Source organism: Mycobacterium sp. PDNC021, from assembly GCF_048282635.1.
Lineage (GTDB): Bacteria > Actinomycetota > Actinomycetes > Mycobacteriales > Mycobacteriaceae > Mycobacterium > Mycobacterium llatzerense.
In genome coordinates this window covers 1092081-1103581 of sequence record NZ_CP182502.1, presented here as the reverse complement: position 1 = coordinate 1103581, position 11501 = coordinate 1092081, and the positions used below count along the sequence as shown (strand labels likewise).

Genomic DNA, 11501 nt, shown 5'->3' with positions numbered 1-11501 from the left:
AAAATTGGTGCCGCAGTTCCCGGCATCCTGCCCGCAGAACAGTCAAGATGGTGGCTATGAGTAGCGATCACGCGTCGACCCCCGAGCCGACCGAGCCGACGCCCGAGGCCGCGCCCACCCACGCCGAACCTGCGGCGCCCAAGTCGCCCAAATCGTCGAAGTCGCCCAAGACTCCCGAGTCGGCGGTGAAGTTCACCCGAACGGCGGCCCTGTGGTCAGCGCTGGTTCTCGGTTTCCTGATCCTGATCCTGCTGCTGGTGTTCGTCATCCAGAACGACACCCCGGTCGACATCGTCCTGCTCGGCTGGAAGCTGCACCAGGTGCAACTGGGCGTGACCATCCTGCTCGCGGCGATCGCCGGCGGCCTGCTGACCTTCGCGGTCGCCACCACCAGGATCCTGCAACTGCGGCTGGCCGCGAAGAAGAACCTGAAGGCCGGGCTCTAAAGGACCGCCAGCCCGGCGGCGATCAGCGGCGCGACGGCCTCACCGACGGGGTCGTCGTGGCCCGCCCCGCCGGCGGCCATCCGGGCCCGGAAGTCGATACCGGCCGCGATGATCGCCAGCTTGAAGTACGCCAGCGCCAGATAGAACTCCCAATGATCCAAAGGCTGCCCGGCCGCAACCGAGTACTTCTGGGCCAGCTGGTCCATCGGCGCAATCTTGTCCGAGGACCAGGCCGCATCCGAATGCACCATCGAGAACATCGGGTGCCGGTAGACGCACATCAACGCCGCATCCGACAGCGGATCCCCCAGGGTCGACATCTCCCAGTCCAGCACCGCCCGCACCTTCGTGGCGTCGACGGCGTCGAGCATGGTGTTGTCGATCCGGTAGTCCCCGTGCACGATCGCCGCCCGGCTCTGCGGCGGCAGCTTCTCAGCCAGCAGGCCATGCAACCGACGCACATCGGCATCGCGCGGATCGTCGGGCAGCCGCACCAGATCCCACTGCGAACCCCAACGCCGCACCTGCCGCTCCAGATACCCGTTGGCCTTACCGAAGTCCCCCAGCCCGACAGCTTCCGGATCCAGGGCATGCAGATCGGCCAACACCGTGATCAGCGCTTCCACGCAAGCGTCGATGGCCTGCTGATCCCCCAGCGCGTCCAGCTCCGCCGAATACCGCACCACCCGGCCAGGCACGAAATCAACCATCTGGAACGGCGCACCCAGCACCGAATCGTCGTTGCGCATCGTCACCGCATGCGCCACCGGCACCGTCGTACCCTCCAGCGCCGCAACGACTTTGTACTCACGAGCCATGTCATGCGCCGACGGCGTCAGACCGTGCAGCGGCGGCCGGCGCAACACCCACTTGGCAGCATCGTCGAACACCAGGAACGTCAGATTCGACCGGCCCCCGGCAATCAGCTCAGCACGCAACTCACCACTGCGGGCCACCCCGATGTCACGCAGGTGCGCGTCGAGGGCAGTCAGATCCAAACCGTCGAGACTGGTCACCCGATCTGTCTACCACCGCTGATTTCTCGGCAGCAGGTCCCACACGTGGTCGACGCTGTTGACGCCGGCGACCGCGAGCCGGCCACTGCGCGAGGACAGCAGCCGGGTGATGCCGGTGTAGTCGACCTGGAACGACAGGATGCGCTCGGTCGGCAGGATGTCGTGCAGCAGCCCGTTGATGACGCCGCCGTGGCTGAAGATCGCGACGGTGTCGTCGGCCTCGGCTTCGCTCGCGATGTCGGCGATGGCCTCGGCGATGCGGGCCAGGAACGCGTCTTCGTCGACGCTGCTGGGCAGGTGGCCGGACATCAGCCGGGCCATCTCCTCGGGGTGCTCGGCCGCGATCTGCTCGATCGGGATGTACTGCTCCATGTCGCGGTCGTACTCGGCGAGCCGGTCATCGATCTCGATGGGCAGCCCGAGCGCGTCCGCCATCGGCTGGCCGGTCTGGATGGCGCGCTTCTGCGGGCTGCTGATCAGCCGGGTGATCGGGTACCGCTTGAGCGCGTCGGGCAGCCGGCCGGCCTGGGCGATGCCTTCCTCGGACAGGTCGGGGTCGGCACCTTCGCCGGGCTCATTGCGCAGCGGCAGGGCATGACGGATCAGAAGCAGTTGCATAGCGGTTTCCTCCACAGCGGTTGTGCGCTGACGGGCAATACTATGCAGCTAAGTTGTCATGACAAGACACCGAGAGGTGGTACACCAATGGTCGGCTCCAAGTCGCGCCATGAGCATGTCGCGGCGGTGCTGCGGCAACGGATCACGCGACACGAGTACCAGATCGGTGAGTCACTGCCCGCCGAGAGCGCGCTGTGCGCGGAGTTCGACGTATCCCGAGGGCCGGTCCGTCAGGCCCTCGCGACACTGAAAAACGAAGGCCTGATCCGCATTTCGCGGGGCAAGCCCGCCACCGTCCGCAGCCACGACGTCCGCCAGACGCTGGACACGTTCACGCCGTTCACCCAGTGGGCCGAACGCAATGGCCGCACCGCAGGGAGCCGGACCCTGGAGGTCTCGCGCAGACGCGCCGGCGAGACCGCAGCCGCCGCGCTCAGCCTGACCACCGACGACTTCGTCGTCGAAGTGCTGCGCGTGCGACTGCTCGACGGCGAGCCGGCGATGATCGAACGGAGCAGTTTCACCGACGCGGTGGGTTCGCTGCTGTTCGAGTTCGACACCGACTCCGGATCGATCACCGACTATCTGACCGACCGTGGTGTGCATTGGGAGGCCATGGAGCACGTGCTGGACGCTGTCGCCGCGGACGGCGTCGATGCCGAGAATCTGCACATCGAGCTGGGCAGTCCCCTGTTGCGTGAGCGTCGGACCTCACGCGACCAGTTCGGGGTGGCGTTCGAATACTCCGACGACCGCTACCGGCCCGACGTGGTGGCCTTCAGCATCGTCAATGCGCGCACGATCGACGTCCGTATCTGACGCACAGTCCCCCGCAAGCGAACTCGCGGGGGACTGTGCGCGGTTGCCTAGTCGGCCGCGGGCATCCGGCCCCAGTGCGGGACCAGCAGCAGCAGCGCGATGAACGCGGCTCCGGCGAAGCCGTAGAACAGCGTCGAGGTGCTCAGGTAGCCCGGCAGCAGGCCGCCGAGGATCGCGCCGACCGAGCCGCAGCCGTTGATGATGCCCGTGGCGGTGCCGGCGTGCTTTGTGGTCCCGAAGTCGACGGCCGCGACACACGAGATCATGGCGTCGGCACCGTAGACGGTCAGCCCGATCATGCCGAGCACGACGACCATGACCCAGACGTTGCCGGTCGCAGTCAGCGGCGCGAACAGCGCGAGCGACGCAACCAGCAGGCCCAGGCTGATCACACTTGCGGGTATCCGACGGGCCTTGAACACCTTGTCGGAGACGCGGCCCAGCAGGATCGGGGCGGCGATGCCGGCGACGCCGAACGCCACCGGAACAGCAACGGCGGTGAACTTGTCACTGTCGTGCAGCCGCTCGGCGACGATCACAGGGCCCCACAGCAGGATCGCGTAGCGCGCCGGCTTGAGCAGAAAGTACGCTGCCCCAAGGGTTCTCACCATCGAATCCTTCAGCACCACGGCGAGCGCCTCACGCCAGGTCGAGCTGGGCTCGGCAATGGCCTCGACCGCATGGGAGTCATCGAGCTCGATACCCTCCTTGGCGTCCTGCGCTGCCCGGTACTCCTCGATCGGCGGCAGGCCGATGTCTTCGGGCCGGTTGCGCTGGAAGACCAAGAACAGCACGAACACGACGGCGACGATGCCCGCACCGCTGAAGAATGCTGCGCGCCAACTGCCGAACACGTGGTAGGCGAACCACCCGACCACCGGTGCGGCGACCAGGCCGCCGAAGGCGTAGTTGGTGCTCCACAGTCCCAGAACGCGGCCGCGTTCCCCGATGGAGAAGAACTGGGCCATGTTGGTCAATGTGCCAGACCAGCCGGTCGACTGCGCCAGCCCTTGCACGACCATCAACGGCAGCAGAAAGACCACTGCCGGTAGCAGGCCCATGAACATGGTGGCAATCGCCGAGATGGCCAGGCCGCCGAGCACGACCACCCGTGGGCCGAACCGATCAGAGACCTGTCCCCAGACGAATTGGCCGACGGCGTAGGCAGTGAGGTAAGCGGCGTCGAGATCGGCCAGGACGCTCTTGGTCAGGTGAACGTGCAGGACAGGGTCTTCGAGGATGCCGAGTTTGGCGACGGAGAACGCCTGACGGGTGAAATAGAAACCGGCATAGGCGATCCACGTGATGGCGAAGATGCGGATACGCCAGCGTTCGTACATCGGATTGGTGGTGCGCGACTTGGAGAGCACGGTCTGCGACATGGCTGTTCACTTCCACTGGGTGCGGTTCGAGAATGCGGGGTGTGGGAAAGCACAAGGGCCGACTGGAGGCGCGGATCGCGGCATTGAGATCGTCGGCGAGGCAAGAGTTTTGAAGCGAGAAGCAGAGGCGGCGAAGATGGCGGCGGTCGGGACCGAGGGTGCGATACCAGACCGCCGCGGAGAATATCGTCGGAATCAGCCCAAGCCGGCCACCAAACCGGGCAGGTCGGCGACGCTGTCCACGATGTGAGTGGCGCCGGCCTCGGCCAATTGAGCGGCGTTGTGGGCACCGGTGAGGACGCCGACGGATGCGCGCGCACCGGCACGCAATCCGGTGATGACGTCCGATGAGGTGTCACCGACGACGAGCATCGACCGCACCGAATCGGTCTCGGTTTGCATGAGGGCTTTGAGCGCCATGTCGGGGTAGGGACGGCCGCGGACCCCGGGCTGGGGGCAGAGCACCACGTCCGCGATGCCCTGCCAGCCCAGCGCATCGATGATGGCGTTCTGGGTTTCCTTGGCGAAGCCGGTGGTCAGCGCGACTTTGATGCCCGCGGATCGAAAAGATGTAATGACATCTTCGGCTTGCGGGATAGGGCTGCACTGGCCGTCTGTCACCAGCTGGGCGTAGCAGCGCTCGAACTCCTTGTTGGCTGCCTGCGCCTGCTCTTCATTGCCGCGGCTGAGGTGGCGGAACACCACGATCTTCGACTGCCCCATCGTGTCGGAGACGTAGCGCAGCATTTCCTCGCGGTCCGCGTCGGTCTTCGACAGCCCGGCGTAGCTGTCGGCGGCAAGGAACGATTGCTGTACCAGGCCGGTGTCCTCGACCGTCGTACCGGCCATGTCGAACACGACCAGACTGATTCCTGATGCTGATTGGTTGGTCACTTCTCGGGTCCTTTCCCGTTGTGGTGATTGGGTTTTGAGGTGGTTCAGACAGCAGCCGGGATACCCGTGGCCGACAGCGCGCGTTCGACGCTGTCGGCCGCCAGGCCCATGCTCGTGGTCATGCCGATCCCGGTGGTGACGGTCACGACGTGTGTGCGGTCCACCGGCTCCTCGAGGAGGAACTCCTGCCCGGGGGCCGCGCAGTAGACGCCCTGCCAACGTTCGCCTATTTCGATATCGTTGACGCCGAACAACTTTCGGGTGTGGTCGAGCAGGATGTCGAAGCCCTGCTCGGACTGGAAGGGCTCTGCCGCGACTTCCCGGATGTGGGTGTCGCCGATCAGCAGCGAGCCGTCCGGTTGCGGTGTGTACATCAGGTGCAGATCGATGTCGGAAGCGTCGGGATGCTCGGCCCGCAGTCGCTGCGCGACGGCGCCGACGCCCGGCAGGTCCTCGAAGCCCGCGTAGCGCACCAGCGACCAGCCGGTGAACAGCGGCGCGGGCAGCGCGAACTCCAGCGGCACCCTGGCCCGGATCATGTGCAGCCGGCAGCGCAGCAGACCATCGCGTTCGGCGAGCTCAGGGAACAACCGGTCGATGTCGTAGTTGACGGTGATGAAGGTCGTCTCGGCGCGCAGCGGGCCTCGAGAGGTGTGCACGATGCCCGGCTCGAAGCCGGATGCGGCTGTACGCCAAAGGAATTCGACACCCACCGATTCCAGCCAACGCGCGATGGACGGCGCAGCGGTACGTGGGTCGACCTGTAGATCGTTGGGCAGATACATGCCACCGACCACGCGCGGGTCGCGCACCGGGACGCGTTCGAGCATCTGCTGACGGTCGAGCACCCGGACGTCACCGCTGGGCCGGACGTCCTCGAACTCACGCATGACGGCCAGCTCGTCCTCATGGCGGGCCACACAGTACGTACCGGCCTCCTTCGACCAGAACCCGGCTTGCCGAGATAGGTCGAGCCAGTGCTCACGGCCGACTCGGGCGTAGTCGAGAGCGAGGCCGGCCTGTGCGGTGATGCACGCATGACCGAAGTTCTGCACCGAAGCGCCGACCACTCCCGCGGCATGGTCCACCACGGCGACCGAGAGCCCGCGGCGGTGGGCGTGATAGGCGTGCGCGAGACCGACGATTCCGGCTCCCACGACGACGACGTCGTAGCTTCGTTGATTTGGCATGGCAACAACAGTGCGGCACGTCAGGTCAGTTGTCAATACAAGTTATGGCGAATTCAGTACTCGTATATATAAGTAGAACGGAGAGTGAACTCGCGGGAAACGACGCCGTCGGCCCACTGCCCGTGACATCCCGACTGCCATGGCAGCATGGGGCACCAGCACCCGGCCCAGCACCGAAGGAGCCGCCATGGGGTACGCCGACGAACTCTTCGACCTCACCGACCGGGTCGTCCTGATCACCGGGGGCAGTCGCGGACTCGGCCGCGAGATGGCGTTCGCGGCGGCGCACTGCGGCGCCGACGTCATCATCGCCAGCCGGAACCTCGAGTCGTGTCAGACCACCGCCGACGAGATCGTCGAGGCGACGGGACGCGCGGCGCTTGCCCACCAGGTGCACGTCGGACGCTGGGACGAGCTCGACGTGCTGGTCGATGCCGCGTATGCCCGGTTCGGCAAGGTCGACGTGCTGGTCAACAACGCCGGGATGTCACCGCTGTACGAGTCGTTGGGCTCGGTGCCGGAGAAGCTGTTCGACGCGGTGGTGAACCTGAACTTCAAGGGGCCGTTCCGATTGTCGGCATTGGTCGGCGAGCGCATGGTGGCCGACGGCGGCGGGTCGATCATCAACATCAGCTCGTCGGGCTCGCTGCGCCCCGATGCCTACATGCTGCCGTACGCCGCCGCCAAGGCCGGATTGAACACGCTCACAGAGGGTTTCGCGAAGGCATTCGGCCCGACTGTGCGGGTCAACACCCTGATGGCCGGGCCGTTCCTCACCGACATCAGCAAGGCCTGGGGTGCGGATACGTCCAGCGCCTTCCGGTCACTGCCTCTGCGACGCGCCGGTAACCCGCGCGAAATCGTCGGCGCCGCACTGTTTTTGATGTCCGATGCATCGAGCTTCACCACCGGTTCGATCTTGCGGGCCGACGGCGGTTTCGCCTAGCTGGATCTGGCCGCCACCAAGGCACTGATGGCGGCGGCCAGCGATGCCTCCACTCGCGCGCGCTCGTCACCCATCCCGACCAGAACGTCCACGATGAGCGGCGTCAGGATTTCCATCAAGCCGTGCCCTTCATGGCCGAAAAACCCTGCCATCTCCAGCATTACGCCGCCGTGGATGACGCTCCAGATACGGCCCGCGATCGCCGCGTCATCGCCGTCGCGAATACGTCCGGCCTCGATCATCCGGCGAACCGAACGACGCAGCGTCTGGAACGACGCGTCCGAGCTTCCGGCGTGCCCGGTGACGGTCAGATCATTGCGCTGAGTCAGCAGTGCCGCCGGCGCGACAGTGCCGAACATCAGCTGGTAGCGCTGGGGTTTGTCCATCGCGAAGCGGTGATACACGGACCCCATCGAGATGAAGTCGGCCACCGGATCGTCGGTCTCCGGCACCCCGGCCAGCACCTGGGCGAACCGGTCGAACGCCTCGCTTGCGATGGCGTCGACCACGCCCGTCATCGAGCCGAAGTGCGTGTACACCACCATGGTTGACGTGCCGACCTCGGCGGCGAGCTTGCGCACGCTCAGCGCCTGGATGCCGTCGCGCTCCAGAATCGCGATACCGGCTTCGATCAATTGCCGACGAATTTCATCGCTCACCCTTGCGCACCTCTCATAACAGTGTTATACCAGTAACCACAGCCAATAACACTGTTATGGAGGTTCTGGGATGACCAACCGCTACTTGGAAGGCGCGTTCGCGCCACTGCACGACGAATTCACCCTGACCGACCTGACCGTCACCGGCACGATCCCGGACTATCTCGACGGTCGCTATCTGCGCAACGGCCCGAACCCGATCGGCGAGATCGATCCGGAGCTCTACCACTGGTTCATCGGCGACGGCATGGTCCATGGCGTCCGCATCCGCGACGGCAAGGCCGAGTGGTACCGCAACCGGTGGGTCCGCGGCCCGATGACCGCCCACACGTTGGGCGAGCCGGCCCCCGAAGGACATTTCGGCCCGTCCGGCATCGGCGCCAACACCAACGTGCTCGGCCACGCAGGCAAGACGCTGGCGCTGGTCGAAGGCGGCCTGGCCAACTACGAACTCAGCGAGGAGTTGGACACCGTCGGCGTCTGCGATTTCGACGGCACCCTCAGCGGCGGCTACACCGCACACCCGAAACGCGACCCGGAAACCGGTGAGCTGCATGCTGTTTCGTACAGCTTCGCGCGCGGCAACACCGTGCAGTACTCAGTGATCGGCACCGATGGTCGCGCCAAGCGCACCGTCGACATCGAGGTGCACGGCAGCCCGATGATGCATGATTTCTCGCTGACCGAGCGGCACGTGATCTTCTACGACCTGCCCGTGACGTTCGACGCCCGGATCGTCACAGAGATGGCAGTGCCCAAGGCACTGCGGGTGCCCGCGCGACTTCTGTTGTCCTCGTTGATCGGTCGGGTCAAGATCCCCGACCCCGTCACCGCCCGGCAGCCGAACCTCAACCAGCGGGACCGCCGGATGCCGTACTCGTGGAACCCGAAATATCCGGCACGCGTTGGCGTCATGCCGCGCGATGGCGGCAGCGCCGACGTCCGCTGGTTCGACGTCGAGCCGTGCTACGTCTTCCACCCGCTGAACGCGTACGACTCCCCTGACGACAACACGATCATCCTCGATGTCGTGCGGCACCCGAAGATGTTCGACACCGACCAGCTGGGGCCGAACGAGGGGTCGCCCACCCTCGAGCGCTGGACCGTCGACCTGGGCGACGGCAAGGTCCGCGAGGAACGCTTCGACGATCATCCGCAGGAGTTCCCCCGCCTCGACGAGCGCCTGGTCGGCAAGCGCCACCGCTACGGCTACGCACCCACCGTCAGCGAAGGCGCGGGCGGCAGCGACACCCTGCTCAAGCACGACCTGATCGCCGGCAGCACCGCAACGCGCTTCTTCGGCGCCGGGAAGATGCTGGGCGAGTTCGTCTTCCACCCGTCATCGCCGACCGCGGCCGAAGACGACGGGGTGCTGATGGGCTACGTCTACGACCAGCCGACCGACCGCAGCGAGCTCGCGATCCTCGACGCACAGACGTTGGAGGACGTCGCGAGCATCAAGATTCCGCACCGGGTACCGGCCGGATTCCACGGCAACTGGGTGCCGACCGCCTGATCGCCGAAAGGCCAGTTGCGGCACGCTTTTCACGAAATTGCGTGCTGTAGCTGGCCACTCGGCGTCAGGGGGTGATGATGTTGAACGCCGGGTCGGGCCGGTCGACGACGCTCAGCAGTGTCGGGAGTGCGGCGGTGTCACCGGCCACCTCCACGCCTGGCGAGCTGGTGTCTCCGGCGGCAAATGCCAAGAGCCGCAACTTGTTCGCCAGGGTGACGGTGGCCTGCGCGGTGCCCGGGTCAGCCGTGACCTTGCGGTGCACCAGAACTCCATTGCGCAGCGCCAGCCGGTAGTTGGTGGCCACGTCCTGGAACGTCACGTCGATGGCGAGGTTCAGGTCCCACGCGCGCGGGCCGTTGACGTTGATCGCGAAAGTGTCGAACATCTGCTCAGGCGTCAACTGCGCCAGCATCGTCGGTGATGCCGACTGGGTCGGGGTGCCGAAGTTGCCGACGCGCAGTTCGGTGGCGCCGGACAGGAAGAAGTTGCGCCACACCGCGTTCTCGGCGCCGTAGGCCAGCTGCTCCAGGGTGTCCGCGTACAGCTCCCGGGCGGCGGCGTGGTGCTCGTCGGTGAAGATCGCGTGATCCAACAGGGTTACCGCCCAACGGAAGTCACCCTCGTCGAACGCGGCCTGCGCCAGCTCGACGACCCGGTCGATACCGCCCATGGCCGCCACGTAGCGGGGCGCCGCCGCAGCCGGCGGATGCTGCCAGAGCCGGCCCGGGTTGCCGTCGAACCAGCCCATGTAGCGCTGGTAGACCGCTTTCACGTTGTGGCTGACCGAGCCGTAGTAGCCGTGGGTGTGCCAGGCCTGCTCCAAAGCCGGTGGCATCTGGAAGGTTTCGGCGATCTCGATGCCGGTGTAGCCCTGGTTGAGCTGCCGCAGCGTCTGGTCGTGCAGGTAGGCGTACAGATCCCGTTGCACCGAAAGGTAGTCGATGATGTTGTCCTGGCCCCAGGTCGGCCAGTGGTGGGATGCGAAGACGACGTCGGCCCGGCCGGCGAAGGTGTCGATGGCCTCGGTCAGGTAACCGGCCCAGCCGTGCGGGTCGCGCACCAGTGCGCCACGCAGCGTCAGTAGGTTGTGCAGGTTGTGGGTGGCGTTCTCGGCCATGCACAGTGCCCGGAATTTCGGGAAATAGAAATGCATTTCGGCGGGGGCCTCGGTGCCGGGCGCCATCTGGAACTCGATCTCGACGCCGTCGATGGTGTGCGTCTCACCCGTCGCCTTGATATCGAGGGTCGGCACGATCAGTGCCACCTCACCCGTCGACCCGACCTGCCCCAGGCCGCAGCCGACCTGCCCCTGCGGACCGCGATCGAGTGCCGCGCCGTACATGTAGCCCGCGCGTCGGGCCATCGCCGTTCCGGCGTAGACGTTTTCCTGCACAGCATGCTCGGTGAAGCCCTCGGGAGCGATGATCGCGACGGCACCGGTATCGACCTCGGCCTGTGAGGTCACGCCGAGCACGCCACCGAAATGGTCGACGTGGCTGTGCGTGTAGATGACCGCCCGGACTTCACGATCACCGCGCTGGGCGCGATACAGCGCGAGCGCCGCGGCGGCGGTCTCGGTGGAGATCAGCGGGTCGATGACGATGACACCGGTGTCGCCCTCGATGAAGCTGATGTTCGACAGGTCCAGACCGCGGACCTGATAGATGCCCGGCACCACTTCGTACAGGCCCTGCTTGGTGCACAGCTGGGACTGCCGCCACAGGCTCGGGTGCACGCTGTCCGGCGCGTCGCCGTTCACAAAGTTGTAGGAGTCGTTGTCCCACACCACTCTTCCGTCAGCGGCAGTGACGACGCACGGTTCCAGCGCGGCGATGAATCCGCGGTCGGCATCCACGAAGTCCCGGGTGTCCGCGAACGGAAGTGACGCGGTGTGTGCGCGGTTGGCGGCGGCGATGGCATCGGTTGGCGGCTTCTGCTCCATGCGCCCATTCTTGCCGAAACGGCATTCCAGCAGGCCACTACTCGCACTTTCCCTGCTGGAATGCCGTTTCGGC

Annotated in this window: 11 protein-coding genes; 4 read left to right on the top strand and 7 right to left on the bottom strand. The window is 66.0% G+C overall.

The annotated features are described in order from the left end of the window. The first annotated feature begins 56 nt into the window (after window positions 1–56). Complete coding sequence (locus tag ACNO8X_RS05160) at window positions 57–446, top strand: lipopolysaccharide assembly protein LapA domain-containing protein (protein WP_260935479.1); 390 nt, start codon at window positions 57–59, stop codon at window positions 444–446. On the opposite strand, the gene ACNO8X_RS05155 is transcribed toward ACNO8X_RS05160, so the two are convergent. Both ACNO8X_RS05155 and ACNO8X_RS05150 read right to left on the bottom strand, forming a co-directional pair. Further along, window positions 443–1462 (bottom strand): phosphotransferase family protein, encoded by a 1020-nt coding sequence (locus ACNO8X_RS05155; RefSeq protein WP_418004437.1) that lies wholly within the window; start codon window positions 1460–1462, stop codon window positions 443–445. The two genes, ACNO8X_RS05160 and ACNO8X_RS05155, sit on opposite strands and share 4 nt — an antisense overlap. A 9-nt stretch (window positions 1463–1471) precedes the next feature. Next, a complete protein-coding gene (locus ACNO8X_RS05150; protein ID WP_418004436.1) occupies window positions 1472–2080 on the bottom strand; it encodes a histidine phosphatase family protein in 609 nt (202 codons plus the stop codon). An 87-nt stretch (window positions 2081–2167) separates the two neighbouring features. Here ACNO8X_RS05150 and ACNO8X_RS05145 point away from each other — a divergent pair, with 87 nt between their 5' ends. Continuing rightward, on the top strand, window positions 2168–2899 hold the full coding sequence (locus tag ACNO8X_RS05145) for a GntR family transcriptional regulator (protein ID WP_418004435.1): 732 nt from the start codon (window positions 2168–2170) through the stop codon (window positions 2897–2899). A gap of 47 nt (window positions 2900–2946) precedes the next feature. Here the strand turns inward: ACNO8X_RS05145 and ACNO8X_RS05140 are convergent, their stop codons facing one another. The 3 genes from ACNO8X_RS05140 to ACNO8X_RS05130 all read right to left on the bottom strand — a co-directional run bounded on the left by ACNO8X_RS05140 (window position 2947) and on the right by ACNO8X_RS05130 (window position 6365). Then, window positions 2947–4281 (bottom strand): MFS transporter, encoded by a 1335-nt coding sequence (locus ACNO8X_RS05140; protein ID WP_418004434.1) that lies wholly within the window; start codon window positions 4279–4281, stop codon window positions 2947–2949. 195 nt (window positions 4282–4476) lie between these two features. After that, a complete protein-coding gene (locus ACNO8X_RS05135; RefSeq protein ID WP_418005787.1) occupies window positions 4477–5130 on the bottom strand; it encodes a phosphonatase-like hydrolase in 654 nt (217 codons plus the stop codon). An 89-nt stretch (window positions 5131–5219) separates the two neighbouring features. Then, a complete protein-coding gene (locus ACNO8X_RS05130) occupies window positions 5220–6365 on the bottom strand; it encodes a TIGR03364 family FAD-dependent oxidoreductase (RefSeq protein ID WP_418004433.1) in 1146 nt (381 codons plus the stop codon). 187 nt (window positions 6366–6552) lie between these two features. Here ACNO8X_RS05130 and ACNO8X_RS05125 point away from each other — a divergent pair, with 187 nt between their 5' ends. Then, a complete protein-coding gene (locus tag ACNO8X_RS05125; protein ID WP_418004432.1) occupies window positions 6553–7311 on the top strand; it encodes an SDR family NAD(P)-dependent oxidoreductase in 759 nt (252 codons plus the stop codon). On the opposite strand, the gene ACNO8X_RS05120 is transcribed toward ACNO8X_RS05125, so the two are convergent. Beyond that, window positions 7308–7970: a TetR/AcrR family transcriptional regulator gene (locus tag ACNO8X_RS05120; protein ID WP_418004431.1), complete on the bottom strand. Its 663-nt coding sequence runs from the start codon at window positions 7968–7970 to the stop codon at window positions 7308–7310. The genes ACNO8X_RS05125 and ACNO8X_RS05120 overlap by 4 nt on opposite strands. Before the next feature lie 70 nt (window positions 7971–8040). Between ACNO8X_RS05120 and ACNO8X_RS05115 the strand changes: the two genes are divergently transcribed. Continuing rightward, the gene (locus ACNO8X_RS05115; RefSeq protein WP_418004430.1) at window positions 8041–9486 is read left to right on the top strand and encodes a carotenoid oxygenase family protein; all 1446 of its coding nucleotides are present in this window, start codon (window positions 8041–8043) and stop codon (window positions 9484–9486) included. A gap of 64 nt (window positions 9487–9550) precedes the next feature. Here ACNO8X_RS05115 and ACNO8X_RS05110 read toward each other — a convergent pair whose 3' ends face one another. Further along, complete coding sequence (locus tag ACNO8X_RS05110; protein WP_418004429.1) at window positions 9551–11428, bottom strand: alkyl/aryl-sulfatase; 1878 nt, start codon at window positions 11426–11428, stop codon at window positions 9551–9553. Window positions 11429–11501: the final 73 nt, after the last annotated feature.